The sequence below is a fragment of the Blautia caccae genome, assembly GCF_040095955.1.
Taxonomy (GTDB): Bacteria; Bacillota; Clostridia; order Lachnospirales; family Lachnospiraceae; genus Blautia; species Blautia celeris.
Window position 1 is genome coordinate 266,374 of the sequence record NZ_JBBMFP010000002.1, and the last position, 17,147, is coordinate 283,520.

Below are 17,147 nucleotides of genomic sequence, written 5' to 3' on the forward strand. Positions count from 1 at the left end.
TCATGGACTATCGATCACTTGCAAATGAACTGCTGGGCATCCGCGCCGGTATGCTGCAGATCCCGGCAAATAGAAAATTATCTGAACTGGTCAAGGGAGAGTACTTTGTCCTGAATTATCTGCTCACTCGTAAACATGCGGTATATCCTTCGGAATTAAGCCAGCAATTGGTGGTCAGTACGGCCAGAATCGCGGCCCTTTTGAACCATATGGAAGAAAAAGGCCTGATCGCCCGCACGGCAGATGCAGAAGATAACCGCCATATCATCGTCAATCTAACCTCTAAAGGGACCGAGACGATCCGTAAAAAGCGGAAGGAAGTAGCAGATGTGGTGGCCCAGACGCTGGAACAATTAGGGGAAGATGATGCCCTGGAATATCTTCGGATACAAAAAAAGCTTATCCAAATATATTCCAGACATAGTTAAGAAAGCTACGGCGGTCCGCCGTAACTTTTCTGTCACTTTAATAGCTAACATTGTTAGTTACTTGCATATAACCAAAGGAGGCATCATCACTATATATGAATGAAAAATTGAAAGAAAAAACGAAAGAAGCACTCTCAAGTGTCCTTCCAATCACATTGATCGTCCTGGTTCTTAGCATTACGGTCGTTCCGATGGAGATTGGCACGATCGCTTTGTTTCTTACCGGGGCGATGCTCCTGATTTTTGGTATGGGATTCTTTCAGCTGGGGGCAGAGATGGCGATGACGCCTTTAGGGCAGGGGATTGGAGGAAGGCTTCTCAAAGGCCAGAAGCTGCTCCTCATCATTGCCGTCTGCTTCCTGATAGGAGCATTTATTACAATAGCAGAACCTGACCTGCAGGTTCTGGCCAACCAGGTTGCCTCCATTCCCAATGAGGTGTTGATCTGGACCGTGGCAGTTGGGGTCGGCATTTTTACTTCGGTGGCAGTCTGCCGGATCTTATTCCACATCAGCCTCTCGAAAATGCTGACGGTACTTTATATACTGCTGTTTATACTCGCCTTTTTAACCCCCTCCGATTTTGTTGCCGTGGCCTTTGATGCCGGCGGTGTTACGACAGGACCTATGACGGTTCCGTTTATCATGGCATTAGGCGTCGGCCTGTCTGCGTCACGAAGTGACAAAGATGGCGCCAATGACAGTTTTGGCTTGATTGCCCTGTGCAGTATCGGGCCCATCCTGATGGTACTGCTGCTTGGGATCTTCTATCATCCAACTGAGGCGACCTACAGTGCGGTTGAACTGATGCCAGTCATTACGACCCATGATGTAGTAAAACAATTCCTATCAGCAGTTCCGAAGTATGCCAGAGAAGTTACCCAGAGCATACTGCCTGTCCTTTGTGTATTTCTTATATTCCAGATCTTTTCAAAGCATTTCCGAAGGCGGCATATCCTGCGCATGTGCATCGGATTTTTATATACGGTGATCGGGCTGATCCTGTTTCTGACAGGCGTAAACGTGGGCTTTGCCCCGGTAGGAAACCTGCTGGGAAGCGGACTGACAGACGGCTGGCTGAAATGGCTGATGGTCCCTGTTGGAATCCTGATCGGATACTATATCGTTAAAGCAGAGCCGGCCGTACAGCTTCTGAACGAACAGGTGGAAGATCTCACCGGAGGCGCGATCTCACATAAAATGATGAATGCCTCGCTTTCCCTGGGCGTTGCCTGTGCAGTAGCGTTATCTATGGTACGTGTTTTAAGCGGCATCAGCATCTATTGGATCACCATCCCCGGCTATATACTGGCACTGGTGCTGAGCCGGCTTGTCCCGCCGGTTTTTGTAGGTATCGCTTTTGACTCCGGAGGGGTCGCCAGTGGTCCGATGACGTCTACCTTTTTACTTCCGCTGTCTATGGGGGCATGTACTGCCATCGGCGGCAATGTAGTAAGGGACGCATTCGGCATCGTGGCTTTGGTGGCGCTGGCCCCGCTGATCGCGATCCAGATTATGGGCCTTGTTTATAATCATAAAGCAAAAGCAGTCCCGCTGGCAGGCTCGACACTGGCAGAGGATATAGTGATAGAACTGGAGGAGGATGAAGATGAATAATATGGACGAAAAAATGATCTCACCCCGTGTGATGGTCTCCATCATGCGGATAGAGGATGAAAAGAAATTGGAGGATGTATTTGAGATGCTCCACATCCCCATCTATTATCAGTGCAGAGGGAAGGGGACCGCGCCAACCGAGATCATGGACATCTTTGGCTTATGCGGAACGACGAAGCTGATCACCATCGGGATCCTGCCGAAATTAATGATAAAAGGTGCGCTTAAGCTTATGGAGGAGAAATTGCTGCTGCGCCAGAAAGGCCGGGGGATTGCTGTGATAGTACCACTAACAGGCATACAGTCCCCTGTGCTGGATGTACTGAACGATGAAGCTCGAAGTAATATAATAAAAAAATTGGAAAGTGAGGAAACAAAGATGAAGGGGACATCGGAATATACAATGATCTTAGTTTCAACAGCCAGCGGCTATAGCGAGGATGTAATTGAAGCTGCACATAAAGCAGGTGCCAAAGGCGGCACGGTCATGAAAGGCAGAAGGAGAAATTCCAAGCATGTCAGCCAATATATGGGGATTTCCCTGCAGGACGAACAGGAATTTACAATGGTCATTGTTCCCAGAGAGAAGAAAGCGGAGATCATGACTGTGATCAGCCAGTCATGCGGACTGAAAACACCGGCACATGGTATGGTTTTGTCCATTCCTGTGGAAGATGCACTGGGGCTGGAATAAGGGGAGCAGAAAAAGGGGCTATAAAAAAAAATCCCCAAACAGAAAAATCGCTGAGGTCGTGAGACTTCAGCGATTTTTTGGTATAATTAATTATGCGACTAACTAACCTTACCAATGATTATTATACTCCACGTCAATTAAAATTACCATTAGAAATTGAAAAATTAATTGATATTTCTGATTCGGTATACACTTTCTGTGAGGTGATGGATCACATCGACCTATCAAAATATTTTGTAGTGAAAGGATACAAAACAGGCCGCCCAAGATGTGATCAACAGAAACTCCTCAAAGTGATACTCTTTGCTTTCATGGAAAACGGGATTTCTTCTCTGCGTGATATCGAAAAATTCTGCAGGAACGATATCCGATACCTGTATCTTCTTGATGGCATGAAGGCACCTTCCTTTGCCACCTTTGGCAACTTCATTCGAAATGAGCTTACTGATTCCATAGAAAAGATTTTTCTGGACGTGAATGCCTATATTTTTCAACAAGACCACGTGGATCTGGAACATACCTACATCGATGGCACGAAAATAGAGGCAAATGCGAACCGCTATACCTGGGTACGAAAAAAATCCTGTACAAAGAATCATAGCAAAGTTTTTGAAAAGATTTCGATGCTGATCGACGCTATGAACCAGGAAGTGTTAGGCTATTTCAATCTGAAACTTGAGAAGCGGGAAGAGTATGCCACTTTTATGCGGTTAAAAAAAGATCACATGGGAAATGATCAGTTGCTTCCGGCCTACAACCTCCAGATGGCTGTTTGCGATGAATACATAGCAATAGTGGATGTAAAACCATACGCATCAGACATGGAATGCTTTGTTCCACTGATGGAGAAGTTTTAGGAAACATATGGGCATTATCCAAAATATCCTGTTGCGGATGCAGGGTATGGTTCTTACAATAATTATCTTTATTGCGAAGAGCATGGGATGGAAAAATATATGAAATTCACCATGTTCAAAAAAGAGACAAACGATAAAAAGTATCATGAAAATCCATATCGTGCTGTAAACTTTCAAAGAGATAAATTCGGAAATCTGCTCTGCCCAAACGGAAGAAGATTCCGCTTCAAATGCAAGCGGCCTGTTTATAGGAATCAATATGGGAGAACAGAAGAATTCTATGAATGCGAATCCTGTGAGGGTTGTCAACATAAAAGCGAATGCTGTCCTAAGGCATCGGGAAACCGAACCATTCGCATGAATGAGGAATTGACTACCATACATCAGGAAGTAATTTCGAACCTTGAGTCCATACAAGGAGCACTTTTGCGAATGAATCGAAGTATACAGGCAGAAGGAACCTTCGGTATATTAAAGTGGGACAAATCTTACAAAAGATTATTTCGAAGAGGCGAGAAAAATGTGATTCTCGAACTCACGTTAATTTCTTGCGGTTATAATATCTATAAATATCATAACAAAAAGCAGCGAAAAGAACTAGCTGCTTAAAGCCTAAAATTTAGCCTCATAGGCTTAATAAGTGAACCCATTTTTATGAGTGAAATCAAGAATTGTCTAAAAAAGTAGGTATAAAAAGAAAGAATCGCCAGAGCCGGTATTAGCCGGAGCTGGCGATTCCTAATTAGGGACTTATTTTACAGCCCCTTTTTCTCTGAAATCTCAGAAAAAATTTATCATTGGTACCGTGATCCTTTTTGCAGGACTTTTGGCATTCCTACAATCCACGCATATATGTCAGTACCGGAACATGTGAGAAATAATAAAGGGGATGCCGGCGATGTACCGGCGGTGACAGCGTCAGCAGACGCCCGAGTAAAAGCGGCCCTGGAGACAGGAAAAAATTATATTCTGGAAGAAAGTGGATTAGATATCGTATTCAATGGGGATTTGCTTCAGTCACTGTCAAATTATTTGGGGGCAGAGCTGGATCATCTCGGAGCCGGCCTTTTTCAAGGCAGATGCAGTGACCATATTGTGCTTGAACTTCTCCTGAATTCCACAGGAAACGTCGGGCAGGTGCAGCTTTGCATCACAGAGGCCGCCAGTGAGGAAGAAATCAGGGATGCACTTTCTAATGAAGCCATCCGCCGTCACCGCAGGGATACTTATGATCAATCTGTTCCCGCGTATACGTCCGCACCTGACTATATATGGATTCAAACTGCTTGTTTGATAATCTCATCATCACGGCAAATGCGTTCTCTTCGGCAAACACATGACAGATCAGCTTTTTGTTTTTCCGATGGGCAATTCCCCAGCCGTATTGATTCCCATAGGGAAACGTGATTGCCTGTTCGGATTCTTTCGATGGTAGGCTCATTTTATTTCTCTAACATTCTTTCATACATATACATCCCTCCGAATTTCAAATTTTCCAGACAGAAAAACCGGGATTTATATCATTTAGCATATCGTGGGTCTAATAATGGTTTTCCGTCTTTATCTACCAGTACAGTAAGCCCTCCAACATTTGTCCAATGAGCCAGTAAGTATTGCACTCCCGTTTCTTTATCAACAACGATTTTAGCTCCTTCTGAAACCCCTTCTTTTTCTGTAAACTCAAATCTTTTATTCATTTAATATTCCTCCAAATTCTAATTTTTTAAGTTCAACAACCCGGGATTTATTTATGAATTACTTTTCTCATACAAGAACCGCAATAATCATGAGGGATTAACTTAAATCCCATTTTTTGATAGAATGTTTCCTTTCCTTTTTCCGCGATTAGCTGTATGCTGGAACGCCCGTTGACTGGTGTTTCATCATCAACATATTTGATTATCATATTGATTATTTGACTTCCCACGCCATTTTTTTGATAGGCAGGATGGACTATAATATCAATAATCATATAATACAGACCATCTCCGATCAATCTTCCCATGCCAACAGTTTGGTCATTTTCAACTGCAATTACTGTATATAAGCTTCTGTCAAGAGCTTTTTGAGCCTGTTGTTCTGAAAAATTTAACCAATCGACGCTTTTTCTTAACCTATAATAATCTTCGTAGCATAGCATATTTTCTTTGTATTCCATGTATTACCCCCAAATTCTATTTTTTGGCTTGGTAAACTGGGATACTTACTCTGAAAAAGTATTTGTACAATAGTACCCTGTTATCATTTTCTTGCCTCCTCAGTTTCCATTTGTTTCATCATACAGTATTTTAATGTGATTGTATAGCAGTTTGGCGCTATCCAGCTTATGCCGATGGCTTTTTTCTTTATTCCATATATTCATCATCCGGCATATTTAGTATGAAACAAAAAAGACGATGGGAGGTAAACAAGATGAATCACGCAAAGCAGATAGGGAAACCATTGTTTGTCCTGATGTCTCTCATAAAGGATGACGACAGCAGAAGTATTTATTGTGATGGATTTGTTTTGGAATAAGGAAGACGCAAGAAAAGAAATGCGCAAACAGTACAGAGGAGTAATGAAAAAAGTTTTAGAGGATCATGGTAAGCTCCCACAGGGCTATGTCAATACCTGGGACACGGGCGCATCTATTTGTACCGATACTTGTTCAGCAGATGAATATGAGTGCGAAATCTCAGAGCGGCGGATTATTGTGCAGGCCCGCCGTTGATATTTATGAGGGTGCCGGATTAAGCGTGTTCAATAACGGACAAAAAATCCTGACAGAATTGGATTTTGTCAGCATGGACAGCAACGACTCCAATCAAAGTTCGCTGGAACAGCAGAGATTTCACATGGGATCTGCTTTTTTCGTCTAACAGGAACATGAAAGCGCCGTCAGACAGCGTGTCTAAAATCTCCAGATCCTCTGTTCCGATTTGACAATCAACAATTTCATTATATCTTCCAAATGTTCTTTGCATTTCACACGATAATGTATCCATCCGCCATCGCCGCAGGGGTATTTATGATCCATATATTCCTGCGTGTATTTTTGCATATTTCCATAGACCGAAGCAAACTGCCGGTCAGAAAGCCGGACCATTACTGTAAAAGCATTATCTTCCGGAAAAATATTGCAGAGCAGCTTTTTCTTTGATCTGTGAGCAATTCCCCATCCATAATGATTGCCATAGGGGAAAACCGTTTCCTGCAAAGTGCAATATTGATTTGATAACCACTGATTCAGCATTGTAAATAATTCGGCGTTTACTCCACAATACGATGTCATTTCCTCAATGGTCGGCACAGCTTGTTTATTTAACATTCTTTCATACATACGATTTCTCCTTTAGGTTAGAATACAAGAGCGGCCTATCACAAGGAGGACCCCCGTCGGCACGGTCAGAGTCTACCTGACCGAATTTCAACGAACAGCGATACAATTTGATGTATCTTCATAATATTTCCTCATTAATCACAACAGCCCTTGCATCCACTGTTGATGTTCTCTTATGCATAATGGAGATATATTCTTTAGATCCAAAACATTTATCCAATGCTTCCTTATTTGGGAAACGAATTAGAATCACTCTATTTGGTGTTCTGGTTTCTGAGAGTGCCATTACATTTTCACTTCTAACAAGATACTTACCGCCATAAGCTTCTACGATTGGTTTTACCATTGCAATATATTCATCATATTCATTACGTTCATTATCTTTATTAAAATATACATCAACACAAAAATAACATGCCATTTCAAGTCCTCCAAATTACTATTTGATGATACACCTTATCCCAAAAGGCTGCATTAGTGCAGTTCAACAAACTGGGAATTGCTTATTTTTCTTTCTACCAATAGCGTTAAGTTAAAAAAATGAGATTTGTCTGATTTTAATTGATCGCTTTGCGTCGAATGGCAAAGATAATGTCAATCGTTGGCTGCCTTTCCGTGCTTCTTTCTGTGTGATACTCATATTCCAAATTCAATGCTTCAAAGGAACTTTTGGGTAACCATTTTGTATAGAAATATTGTTTTGCCTCTCCGATAGAAGCCCCCCACAAAAAGCCCAATTTAGGCTTTACTGTGATTTTGGCGTATTCGCAGGCTGAGAGGATGCAGCTTTCTAAACCGCTTTTGTCAATCATACTGCCAATAAATAATTCAAAATCGCGGCTTTGCTCATTGTAATTTCTGGAAAGTACAAAATAGGGTAACACCTTTCCCTCCGGCATGGAAACCACGGCATGATACTGTTTAGACAGAGCCTTTATATCTCTGGAAATAGTTTTATCATTTGACTTTTGCCACAATCCGTATATTGTTTGCTGGTCGATATATTCTAGCTTCACTTCTAATCCTGACATTATTATTTCTTCCTCCAAATTCAAGTTTGTCGGGGTGTCTTCACCACTGAACGAGACATTGACAACACCGCTTTGAACAATTTTATGTATCAATAAGCTCTGCGCTGAACATATAAGCAGTGCTACCTTTGTCGTATCCATTTTTAAATACTTCTGCTGTCCAATATTTATCCGGATACGGAATCGTTATTCCCTGGCTGAGCATAATGTTTCTGGTGACGTCGTACATGGCACTGATGTCATATCCTTCCGTTTTGTGCATAGCATCATAATCTCCTGAGAATTCCGCATAGGCAAATTGAGAAATATATGGAATGCCTGCCCTGCCATCATGATATGGCAGAAAATCAAATGAGAGAAATCCTTTTGGCACAGGGGTGTCTGCCCTCATAAACCGTCCCCAAAAAAGATGTACGGGCTCCACATCGATAGACAAGCCCTCATGATGCGAGAGCAGAATATCATAGTCAAAACCTGACGGATCACCATTCATGGCATCCAGTACACGAAAACGCTCCCCCTGCAATTCGCTGTCGGTCAAATCGTCGTCTTCCCATCCGATGAACCGCATACCGGGCATTTCTTTATATTCATAGTTTACTACTTTGAAGCCGTTCTGCTGTCGCTTTACTTTATCCGGCATAAACAGCGCCCATTGCACCTCCGCGTCACATTCTTTCAGATAATTGATAAAGCCGTATATGTCCGCATGATCCGTGCCGGTGGGGCCTGTTATGCTTCCTGCAATCTGCTCTCTGATGCCGCGCTGTTTCATAAGGGAAAAATCATCCAATACTTGTGCCACCACTTTCTGCAGCCGCTCGTCTGGAACCTGTCCTGACAACTGATCATTAAATTGATCCAGGGCTTTGAATACCGCTTCGTTGACCACCCCTGCCGGCCTTAATTCCGACAAGTATCGGCGGAGCTGTTTGTTCTGTTCTGAAAACCGTGCGAATACACCCTGCATCAAAATCTGTTCGTTTTCATTGAGCTTATCTTCGCACCATTCAATATCATCCAGCAGCCATTCCGTCAACGCATCAAAAACACCTGGGTTTTTCCCTCTCGCTGTTATCGCCCAATGAACGAGTTCTTGATACTTCTCTGCATCGGTCAGCGTTTTAATTATTTGTTCGTCAAGATTATTCCAACAAAATTCATCAATCTGTTGATAAGCCCTGTTGAATCCACCACGGATTGAAATATTAATAGAGAGAGGATGAAAAAATCGAAGCACAGCGCCGGATGTTTTGACATCTGAAGGTGAAATGCTGTGAAAACGCAAAAACGCCTTAGAAAAGCTCTCAGAAGTGTCATAACGGTATTTCTGCGCTATGTCAGCAACTTTATTGTCCGTAAGCAGCAGATCCTGCCCGGCCAGGCTTAAGCGGCGGTTTCGGATATATTCGCCAATCGTCACACCTGTCACCATATGAAACACCCGCTGAAAATTAGACTTTGAAGCGAATACATAATTTGATATCTGCTCAATGCTTAATTCTTCCATTAAATGTGTTTCCATATAATTGATTGATTCGTTGATGCGCTGTAACCAGTCCATGTGTTCACCTCGATTCCATAAAAATTGCAATGAAACTAATAGGATATAATGTTTCTATTATACCATTTTCATAAATCATTTGCCATGTCAGAAAATGCTTGCGTTTGTCATCCTACATTTGAAGTAATGATCTTAAGTTTTACCCCGGGACATGATGAGGCCGAACAACTGAAAGAACGGTATACCGAAGAGGTACAGGGGAAATTCATTGAGCGGATTGAAAGCAAACCGGAAAGACATGCCGCATAAGGATGCCCCGGACAGTGTGGAAAAGAAGCGGGAGTTGGAAAACAGCAGAGCCTATACATCTGAACTGATATATAGTATAATAAGGCAAGTTTAAAAGTGTGGTGTTAGGAGGGGGCAGTGGATGGAACAGAGCCTATCATTTCCAGTATCGAAATTGGATACAGCATATTCAAATCGGCCTGAGGGAATGGATTTTATTCAGATGGTTCTTTGTCGGATCAAAAATGGCCAACATACTCCGGGAAGAATGGAATTATAGAACCCCAGTATGGTAAACTGAAAAATTTAAATTTACGGAGGAAACGGAATATGTGGATATGCCCCAAATGCGGGAGAGAATTTAAAAGAATAAATCAAGGTCATTACTGCGGGAAAGCACCCAAAACAGTATTAGAATATATAGATTCGCAGCCCATAGAAACACACCCCCACTTAACAGAACTGATGATTATATTACAAAACAGTGTTCCATGTGTAAATGAACGTATATTATGGAGTATGCCATATTATGAGAAAGAAGGAAAATCCATCTCATTTTCTGCTTGTAAAAAGCACATCAGTTTCTATGTAGGGGTTGAAGCTATTGGAAAGTTTGCATTGGAGTTAAACGAATTTGTCACTAAGAAAAATGCAATATATTTTCCTTATGATAAAGCATTACCTACAAAATTGATTGAAAATATTGTGAAATGGTGTTTAAGCTGACTTGTTTATTTTAGTTTGCGGGGGTATCAAATTGGTATGGCGGGTATTACTCGAAATTCGGCAAGAGGCTGTACAATGCAGCAGCTGTCCGTGGTGACCTGGCATTGATGGCAGCAGGAATGGCTGTTCCGGTAAGAATATGGGGATATGCGGCAGCTTCTATGAACCTGCAGACAAAAGAAGAAACCTTCTCAGCTATGGTAGTGTATGATCAGGTTGAGGTATTATCATAGCCTCTGCATAGAAAGATAAATAACAGGTGCGAAAATCAACCGTTTACTGGCTGGTTTGCGCACCTCAAAATCCCCGGGGCTTGAAAAAGCCGGAGAGTTGCAGTATAATTTAATTTGGATTTTTGTAATTTGCAGGAAAGCGAGGAGAAATTATTTGCAGGAGCAGGAACTAGAATTTACACTAGATCAGCAGATGGATGTTTTCGGTGTTCAGGACAGCAATGCAAAGCTCATTGAAAATGCCCTGTCTGTTTCAATAAACGCCAGAAACTCCCATGTGGAGATTCTCGGAGATTCTGAGCAGGCTGTACAGAGTGCAGTGCGTACTCTCAAATCCCTCCGGGACATTCATGACAGAAAAGAGAAGATTGACACGGATGTAGTCTACCGCGTGCTGGAATCCATCCAGGCAGGAGAGATTGAGGAGACCATGAAGGCCATGTCCGATGTCATTGTCCTTGCCCACAGAAACCGTCCCATTAAATGCAAAACCATCGGCCAGAAGAACTATGCCAAAGCCCTAAAGGAAAATACGGTAAATATCTGCATCGGCCCTGCCGGTACCGGAAAGACATATCTGGCGGTTGCCCAGGCTGTGGCGGATCTGAAAAATGGTAATATTGAGCGTATCATCATGAGCCGTCCGGCAATTGAGGCCGGGGAGGAACGGCTGGGCTTTCTTCCGGGAGATTTATCCCAGAAGGTAGACCCCTATCTTCGCCCTCTCTATGACGCCCTCAACGATATTCTGGGAAATGAACAGGTCCAGAAATATCTGGAGCGGGGAACCATCGAGATCGCACCGCTTGCCTATATGCGGGGCAGAACCCTGAACCGGGCAAGCATTATCATAGATGAAAGTCAGAACGCCTCACTCTCAACCCTCAAAATGGCCCTGACCAGGCTCGGAGAAGGATCAAAAATGGTCCTGACCGGAGATGTGACACAGATTGACCTTCCAAAGAACACAGATTCCGGACTGGAAAAATGCGCCGCTATCCTGGGTTCCATTGACGGGATCGGTATAGTGCGGCTGAATAACCGGGATGTGGTCAGAAACAGGCTTGTGAAGGATATTGTGAAGGCATTTGAGAAAGCAGAGGCGGATAAAAAGCCGGGACCGTCCGGCAGACAGACGCATATGCGCAGAAAATAAATGAATAATAACCGATAGAAACTCATACAAAAGAGAATAATGGGGAGGAAAATGTATGACACTGAATATTGACAAGGAATATCCCGGAAATGTGGATTTTGATTATGAGTCCATTGCCCGGCAGGTTGTGGAAGCAGCCCTGGATTCTGAAAACTGTCCCTATGAGGCCGAAGTGAGCCTGGTACTCACCACAGATGAGGACATCCAAAGAACGAACCGGGAATTCCGTGAGATAGACAGGGTGACAGATGTGCTGTCCTTTCCCATGCTGGATTATGATACACCGGGGGATTTTTCCTTCTTAGAGGAATCCGAGGACGCATTCCATCCTGAGACAGGGGAGCTGATTTTAGGGGATATTATGATCGCAGTGCCCAGAATGCTTCAGCAGGCCGTGCAGTACGGACATGGCGCTGTACGGGAATTTGCGTTTCTTGTAGCCCACAGCATGCTGCATCTGATGGGCTATGACCATATGTCAGAGGAAGAGGCTGCTGTCATGGAAGCAAAACAGGAGGCCATCCTTGAGGGGCTTGGAATCCGCAGATAAGAAATTGGAGGAAAATTATGAGAACAAAAAAATATCTCGCATGGCTGCTGGTGGGAGCTGTCTGTGCGTCCACACTGCTTGCAGGATGCGGGAAAAAGAAAGAGGCTGAGAAAAAGGAGATTCCGCAGGAGACGGTAGAGGAGCCTGAGGAAAAAGAAGAGGTCAAGGAGATTGTACTGCAGCCAAAAGAACCGGAGACGGAACAGATCCCTGAGGGCATGATGAAAAGTTACCTGACAGGAGAGTATGTAAGTCCTGCCATCGGACAGAGAAGGCCCGTGGCTGTTATGCTGAACAATATCCAGGCAGCGGTCCCCCAGGCGGGAATTGCCAATGCAGGTGTTGTGTATGAGGCACCTGTGGAGGGCGGTATTACCAGGCTTATGGGTATTTTTGAGGATTACGACAATCTGGAGAAAATCGGCTCTGTGAGAAGCTGCAGGGATTACTATATTTTCTATGCCATGGAATTTGAAGCGATCTACGCTCATTATGGACAGGCGGCTTATGCCCTTCCCTATCTGGAACTGCCGGAAGTCAATAATCTAAGCGGCCTCTCAGGATACGGTGCGGATGTCTACTACCGTACTACAGACCGTGTGGCCCCCCACAACGCATACACAAGCTTTGCGGGACTGCAGAAGGGAATTGAGATCAATGCCTACAGCCAGGAGTATTCCCCGGAGTACAAGGGACATTTCCAGTTCGCATGGGTGGGCAAGGAGGCAGCTCCCGCAGGGGGCACACCCGCAACCCTGATAAAGCCCCATTACTCCGTCAATGACCCGTGGTTTGACTATAACGCGGAGGATAAGCTTTACTACCGTTCCCAGTACGGGGAACCGCAGATTGACGAGCTGACAGGCAGCCAGCTGGGCTACAAAAATGTCATCCTCCAGTATTGCCCTTGGGAAAATTATGACGATAACGGATATCTGAACATCAACGTGATGGCAGGAGGAAGCGGCAAGTATATCACGGAAGGTCAAGCCATTGACATTACCTGGAAGAAAGATTCCGAATGGGAACCGACCCATTACTACGATGCCGGCGGCAATGAGATCACCCTGAATCCCGGAAAGACCTGGATCTGCATTATCCAGGATACCAATGCGGACCAGGTGGAAATCTCAGGCCCGGAACCGGCAGCCCCGGAAGCTGCTGAGAATCCGGACGCAGCGGAAAACCCGGATGCGGCACAGGGAACAGAAGCGCCCGCAGAGACTCCGGAAGATACCGGTGCAGCCGAAGTGCCTGCCCAATAAGAAAAATCTCTGCTGCGCTTTTGAAAATGCAGGGAATAACTGAATAAAGTGGAAAAAAAGGCCGATACTAATATTCATAGATAGTTTATATGAATAAAGGAGTGATTCTTTCATGAAAAGAATTTTTTATAGTATCGGCCTTGTCTTTGCCATTTTCTTCCTGAGCTGTGGGTTTTTCCTGAGTTATCAGCTCACCTCTCTGAGAGACAGGATGAACCGGCTGGAACAGGAGAGCGCTTTGATGGGAAAGCAGGTCTCCGCCAATCCGTTTTCCAGAGACAGTGACTATGTCTTTGAATCCTTCAATTCGGATACAGGAAAACTGGTGAAGGAACGTTACCGGGTATCCTCCTATGCTGACAACCAGGTGGTACTGCGGCAGGAGCTGGGAGATATGTCCGCATCCGATCAGGAGACACGCTACTGTGTCCGTATGGAAAACGGCAGCTTGGTCGTTTATCTGGAAGATGGAAAGGAAGTCTTTGAGTACACGGACATTCCTCTGGAAGCACTGCCAAGCGAGGAACAGGCGGAGGTGCTGGGAGGCAAAGAGATCGTGGGGACAGATGAACTCTACAGTTTCCTTGAGAATTATTCCAGCTAAAGAAAAAGCCGCTCTGGACGAACTCTTAAAAATGGTGTAATATAAGAGAACATGAAAACGATGGAGTGATCAATAATGAACATAAGAGAAAAATTAAAAGATAAAAAAAGAGTTGTAGTAAAAATCGGCTCTTCCTCCCTGACACATGAGCAGACAGGACGTTTAAATCTGACAAAGCTGGAGATTCTGGTCAGGGAACTGGCAGACCTTCACAACCAGGGCAAGGATGTGATCGTGGTTTCCTCCGGTGCCATTGCGGTGGGAAGAAGCGCCATGGGCATCCACAGGCGTCCCGATGAACTGGCGGAGAAGCAGGCATGTGCCGCAGTGGGCCAGGCAAGGCTTATGATGATCTATCAGAAACTCTTTTCTGAGTACAACCAGACCGCAGCTCAGGTGCTCATGACAAAGTACACCATGATCAATGCAGCCACCAGAGTAAATGCCATGAACACCTTTAACAAGCTGTTTGATATGGGAGCCATTCCCATTGTAAATGAAAATGACACCATCTCCACAGATGAGATTGAGTTCGGTGACAACGACACCCTTTCCGCTCTGGTGGCAGCCCTGGTGGATGCGGACATGCTGATCCTGCTGTCCGATATTGACGGGCTTTTCACGGATGACCCCAACCAGAACCCGGACGCCGAATTCATTGACGTGGTGGAGAAGATAGACAGCCATCTGGAGAAAATGGCAAAAGGCAGCACAGGCAGCTCTGTGGGAACAGGAGGCATGGCAACCAAGCTCACCGCCGCCCATATTGCAACCAGCGCAGGCGCTGACATGGTGATCGCCAACGGAGAGGATTTCCACGTGATACATAAAATAATGCAGGGAAGAAACCACGGCACTTTGTTCTTAGCGGACAAAAAAGAAGGCTTTTACCTGGATGACATTATCCAGAAGCTGTGATGCCGCCCCTTTGAGACAATAAGAGAGGAGACCATACACATGAAACAGGAACAGATCGACAGGATCAACGAGCTTGCAAGAAAATCAAAGGTCACAGAACTGACCCCGGAAGAAAAAGAGGAGCAGAAAAAGCTCCGCACAGAATATATTGCCACCATACGCATGAACATGCGTGCCCAATTGGACAATATTGATATCCAGGAAAAAGACGGAACCGTCACTAACTTAGGCACGAAATACGGACTGAAAACAAAACATTAAGCGCAGCAGGCAGACTTGCAGATCTGCCGTATACATAAAGAAAAGGGTTGAATGTATGACAAATTTTGATACATTCCGCCCTTTTTTCCGTTACTGTTCCGATATTATGTAAATTTTAATGATTGAAAATTAAAATCCGTTATAGTAAAATAAGTCGTGAATGTTCAAAACGTGTATAAGAACAGTGACAAGGAATCGTGAATGTTTTGATTTTGCATTTTGGAAAGGATAAGGAATGAATCAGGAAAATTTGGAAGAAATTCTGGGAAATATAGATGCAGGCGGTGAAGCGCCGGCTAAGGAGCCGGACCGCCAGTATTATTTTATGAAAAAAGCACGGGCTCTGGTGAAAGAAAAAAGTGAAGCGCTGGGCCGTCCTCTGACCTTCTGCGTCAATACCTTCGGCTGTCAGATGAATGCCAGAGACTCGGAAAAACTGGTGGGCGTGCTGGAAAATATCGGATATGTGGAGAAGCAGGACGAGGATGCGGATTTTGTCATTTTCAACACCTGTACCGTCCGGGAGAATGCCAATCACCGTGTGTATGGCCGCCTGGGCCAGCTTCATGCCAGGAAAAAGAAAAATCCCCACATGATGATCGCGCTCTGCGGCTGTATGATGCAGGAGGCTCACGTGGTGGAAAAGCTGAAAAAGAGCTATTCCTTTGTGAATCTCATTTTCGGCACACATAATATCTATAAATTTTCAGAGCTGATCGTAAGCGCCCTTACTTCTGACCGTATGGTCATAGATATCTGGAAAGACACCGATAAAATCGTGGAGGACCTGCCTGCAGAACGGAAGTATTCCTTCAAATCCGGTGTCAATATTATGTTCGGATGCAACAACTTCTGCAGCTACTGCATTGTTCCCTATGTGCGCGGCCGGGAGAGAAGCCGAAGCCCGAAAGATATTGTAAGAGAGATTGAACAGCTTGTGGCAGACGGTGTTGTGGAGGTGATGCTTCTGGGCCAGAACGTAAATTCTTATGGCAGGAACCTGGAAGAACCCATGACATTTGCACAGCTTTTACAGGAGATTGAGAAGATAGAAGGGCTTCGCCGGATCCGTTTTATGACCTCACATCCAAAAGATTTGTCGGACGAGCTGATCGAGGTGATGAAAAACAGCAAAAAGATCTGCAGACACCTTCATCTGCCCCTGCAGTCAGGCAGCAGCCGTATCTTAAAACTGATGAACCGAAGATATGACAAGGAACAGTATCTGGCCCTTGTGGAGAAGATTCGTGCCGCAGTGCCGGATATTTCTCTTACCACGGATATTATCGTCGGATTTCCCGGTGAGACAGAAGAGGATTTTCTGGAGACCATGGACGTGGTGGAAAAAGTGCGCTATGACAGTGCCTTTACCTTTATTTATTCCAAGAGGACCGGAACGCCTGCTGCTGTCATGGAAGACCAGATTCCCGAGGAGGTCATAAAAGACCGTTTTGACAGGCTTCTTGTACGGGTGCAGGCCATAGGCAGGGAAATGTCTGCCAGGGACACCGGAACCGTACAGGAGGTTCTTGTGGAGGAGCAGAATGAACACGATAAAACCCTTATGACAGGAAGACTTTCCAACAACATACTGGTGCATTTTCCGGGAGACAGCTCTCTGATCGGCAGTCTGGTCCGTGTGCGGCTTGATGAGTGCAGAGGATTTTATTATATGGGTACGAAAGTAGGATGAC

19 protein-coding genes and 2 pseudogenes are annotated in these 17,147 nt (G+C 44.6%); 14 read left to right on the forward strand and 7 right to left on the reverse strand.

All coding sequences use genetic code 11. From position 1 onward, the window contains the following. The first annotated feature begins 2 nt into the window (after positions 1-2). From WMO65_RS03110 to WMO65_RS26635, 4 genes and pseudogenes are all read left to right on the forward strand, one after another. The gene (locus tag WMO65_RS03110; protein ID WP_148391406.1) at positions 3-428 is read left to right on the forward strand and encodes a MarR family winged helix-turn-helix transcriptional regulator; all 426 of its coding nucleotides are present in this window, start codon (positions 3-5) and stop codon (positions 426-428) included. A gap of 95 nt (positions 429-523) precedes the next feature. After that, positions 524-2,044: a DUF1538 domain-containing protein gene (locus tag WMO65_RS03115; RefSeq protein WP_148391405.1), complete on the forward strand. Its 1,521-nt coding sequence runs from the start codon at positions 524-526 to the stop codon at positions 2,042-2,044. Continuing rightward, positions 2,037-2,738: a P-II family nitrogen regulator gene (locus tag WMO65_RS03120; protein ID WP_148391404.1), complete on the forward strand. Its 702-nt coding sequence runs from the start codon at positions 2,037-2,039 to the stop codon at positions 2,736-2,738. Before WMO65_RS03115 ends, WMO65_RS03120 begins: the two co-directional genes overlap by 8 nt. Before the next feature lie 92 nt (positions 2,739-2,830). Then, a pseudogene (locus WMO65_RS26635) lies at positions 2,831-4,204 on the forward strand (transposase). Between the two features lie 586 nt (positions 4,205-4,790). On the opposite strand, the pseudogene WMO65_RS03140 reads toward WMO65_RS26635, so the two are convergent. The 3 genes and pseudogenes from WMO65_RS03140 to WMO65_RS03150 all read right to left on the reverse strand — a co-directional run. Continuing rightward, positions 4,791-5,009, reverse strand: a pseudogene (locus WMO65_RS03140) (DUF3788 family protein); the annotation flags it as partial. Positions 5,010-5,115: 106 nt separating this feature from the next. After that, entirely contained in the window at positions 5,116-5,292 is a 177-nt protein-coding gene (locus WMO65_RS03145; protein ID WP_187370506.1) for a DUF6440 family protein, read from the reverse strand. A 47-nt stretch (positions 5,293-5,339) separates the two neighbouring features. After that, complete coding sequence (locus WMO65_RS03150; protein ID WP_033142441.1) at positions 5,340-5,753, reverse strand: GNAT family N-acetyltransferase; 414 nt, start codon at positions 5,751-5,753, stop codon at positions 5,340-5,342. 505 nt (positions 5,754-6,258) lie between these two features. Between WMO65_RS03150 and WMO65_RS03155 the strand changes: the two genes are divergently transcribed. Continuing rightward, positions 6,259-6,456 carry a hypothetical protein gene (locus WMO65_RS03155; protein WP_148391403.1) on the forward strand — a complete coding sequence of 66 codons (198 nt, stop codon included), beginning with the start codon at positions 6,259-6,261 and terminating at the stop codon, positions 6,454-6,456. Between the two features lie 32 nt (positions 6,457-6,488). On the opposite strand, the gene WMO65_RS03160 is transcribed toward WMO65_RS03155, so the two are convergent. From WMO65_RS03160 to WMO65_RS03175, 4 genes are all read right to left on the reverse strand, one after another. After that, a complete protein-coding gene (locus WMO65_RS03160) occupies positions 6,489-6,917 on the reverse strand; it encodes a DUF3788 domain-containing protein (protein WP_148391402.1) in 429 nt (142 codons plus the stop codon). A gap of 118 nt (positions 6,918-7,035) precedes the next feature. After that, complete coding sequence (locus WMO65_RS03165) at positions 7,036-7,338, reverse strand: DUF1330 domain-containing protein (RefSeq protein WP_148391401.1); 303 nt, start codon at positions 7,336-7,338, stop codon at positions 7,036-7,038. A gap of 136 nt (positions 7,339-7,474) precedes the next feature. After that, positions 7,475-8,089 carry a GyrI-like domain-containing protein gene (locus WMO65_RS03170; RefSeq protein ID WP_256138293.1) on the reverse strand — a complete coding sequence of 205 codons (615 nt, stop codon included), beginning with the start codon at positions 8,087-8,089 and terminating at the stop codon, positions 7,475-7,477. After that, a complete protein-coding gene (locus tag WMO65_RS03175; RefSeq protein ID WP_148391399.1) occupies positions 8,031-9,542 on the reverse strand; it encodes a helix-turn-helix transcriptional regulator in 1,512 nt (503 codons plus the stop codon). The genes WMO65_RS03170 and WMO65_RS03175 overlap by 59 nt, the downstream gene beginning before the upstream one ends. Positions 9,543-10,070: 528 nt before the next feature. On the opposite strand from WMO65_RS03175, the gene WMO65_RS03180 reads away from it, so the two are divergent. The 9 genes from WMO65_RS03180 (at position 10,071) to miaB (ending at position 17,146) form a co-directional block, all read left to right on the forward strand. Beyond that, a complete protein-coding gene (locus tag WMO65_RS03180; RefSeq protein ID WP_033142435.1) occupies positions 10,071-10,466 on the forward strand; it encodes an iron chaperone in 396 nt (131 codons plus the stop codon). 107 nt (positions 10,467-10,573) lie between these two features. After that, positions 10,574-10,699, forward strand: coding sequence for a hypothetical protein (locus WMO65_RS03185; protein ID WP_255786267.1), 126 nt, complete (start codon positions 10,574-10,576; stop codon positions 10,697-10,699). A gap of 154 nt (positions 10,700-10,853) precedes the next feature. Continuing rightward, positions 10,854-11,855 carry a PhoH family protein gene (locus WMO65_RS03190; RefSeq protein ID WP_033142434.1) on the forward strand — a complete coding sequence of 334 codons (1,002 nt, stop codon included), beginning with the start codon at positions 10,854-10,856 and terminating at the stop codon, positions 11,853-11,855. 55 nt (positions 11,856-11,910) lie between these two features. Beyond that, complete coding sequence (gene ybeY / locus WMO65_RS03195) at positions 11,911-12,405, forward strand: rRNA maturation RNase YbeY (RefSeq protein ID WP_033142433.1); 495 nt, start codon at positions 11,911-11,913, stop codon at positions 12,403-12,405. A gap of 17 nt (positions 12,406-12,422) precedes the next feature. Beyond that, on the forward strand, positions 12,423-13,670 hold the full coding sequence (locus WMO65_RS03200) for a DUF3048 domain-containing protein (RefSeq protein WP_148391398.1): 1,248 nt from the start codon (positions 12,423-12,425) through the stop codon (positions 13,668-13,670). Positions 13,671-13,782: 112 nt separating this feature from the next. Then, positions 13,783-14,274: a hypothetical protein gene (locus tag WMO65_RS03205; RefSeq protein ID WP_033142432.1), complete on the forward strand. Its 492-nt coding sequence runs from the start codon at positions 13,783-13,785 to the stop codon at positions 14,272-14,274. Positions 14,275-14,349: 75 nt separating this feature from the next. Then, a complete protein-coding gene (gene proB / locus WMO65_RS03210; protein WP_033142431.1) occupies positions 14,350-15,192 on the forward strand; it encodes a glutamate 5-kinase in 843 nt (280 codons plus the stop codon). A 39-nt stretch (positions 15,193-15,231) separates the two neighbouring features. After that, positions 15,232-15,453: a DUF896 domain-containing protein gene (locus WMO65_RS03215; protein ID WP_033142430.1), complete on the forward strand. Its 222-nt coding sequence runs from the start codon at positions 15,232-15,234 to the stop codon at positions 15,451-15,453. Between the two features lie 235 nt (positions 15,454-15,688). After that, complete coding sequence (gene miaB, locus WMO65_RS03220) at positions 15,689-17,146, forward strand: tRNA (N6-isopentenyl adenosine(37)-C2)-methylthiotransferase MiaB (protein WP_103732159.1); 1,458 nt, start codon at positions 15,689-15,691, stop codon at positions 17,144-17,146. Position 17,147: the final 1 nt, after the last annotated feature.

Excerpts from the sequence above, each read along its gene's own strand:
- ybeY (WP_033142433.1), top strand. The coding sequence starts at position 11,911 with ATGACACTGAATATTGACAAGGAATATCCCGGAAATGTGGATTTTGAT.
- WMO65_RS03170 (WP_256138293.1), bottom strand. The coding sequence starts at position 8,089 with ATGGATACGACAAAGGTAGCACTGCTTATATGTTCAGCGCAGAGCTTA.
- WMO65_RS03150 (WP_033142441.1), bottom strand. The coding sequence starts at position 5,753 with ATGGAATACAAAGAAAATATGCTATGCTACGAAGATTATTATAGGTTA.
- miaB (WP_103732159.1), top strand. The coding sequence starts at position 15,689 with ATGAATCAGGAAAATTTGGAAGAAATTCTGGGAAATATAGATGCAGGC.
- proB (WP_033142431.1), top strand. The coding sequence starts at position 14,350 with ATGAACATAAGAGAAAAATTAAAAGATAAAAAAAGAGTTGTAGTAAAA.
- WMO65_RS03155 (WP_148391403.1), top strand. The coding sequence starts at position 6,259 with ATGAGTGCGAAATCTCAGAGCGGCGGATTATTGTGCAGGCCCGCCGTT.
- WMO65_RS03120 (WP_148391404.1), top strand. The coding sequence starts at position 2,037 with ATGAATAATATGGACGAAAAAATGATCTCACCCCGTGTGATGGTCTCC.
- WMO65_RS03160 (WP_148391402.1), bottom strand. The coding sequence starts at position 6,917 with ATGTATGAAAGAATGTTAAATAAACAAGCTGTGCCGACCATTGAGGAA.
- WMO65_RS03165 (WP_148391401.1), bottom strand. The coding sequence starts at position 7,338 with ATGGCATGTTATTTTTGTGTTGATGTATATTTTAATAAAGATAATGAA.
- WMO65_RS03215 (WP_033142430.1), top strand. The coding sequence starts at position 15,232 with ATGAAACAGGAACAGATCGACAGGATCAACGAGCTTGCAAGAAAATCA.
- WMO65_RS03110 (WP_148391406.1), top strand. The coding sequence starts at position 3 with ATGGACTATCGATCACTTGCAAATGAACTGCTGGGCATCCGCGCCGGT.
- WMO65_RS03200 (WP_148391398.1), top strand. The coding sequence starts at position 12,423 with ATGAGAACAAAAAAATATCTCGCATGGCTGCTGGTGGGAGCTGTCTGT.
- WMO65_RS03205 (WP_033142432.1), top strand. The coding sequence starts at position 13,783 with ATGAAAAGAATTTTTTATAGTATCGGCCTTGTCTTTGCCATTTTCTTC.
- WMO65_RS03115 (WP_148391405.1), top strand. The coding sequence starts at position 524 with ATGAATGAAAAATTGAAAGAAAAAACGAAAGAAGCACTCTCAAGTGTC.
- WMO65_RS03185 (WP_255786267.1), top strand. The coding sequence starts at position 10,574 with ATGGCAGCAGGAATGGCTGTTCCGGTAAGAATATGGGGATATGCGGCA.
- WMO65_RS03180 (WP_033142435.1), top strand. The coding sequence starts at position 10,071 with ATGTGGATATGCCCCAAATGCGGGAGAGAATTTAAAAGAATAAATCAA.
- WMO65_RS03145 (WP_187370506.1), bottom strand. The coding sequence starts at position 5,292 with ATGAATAAAAGATTTGAGTTTACAGAAAAAGAAGGGGTTTCAGAAGGA.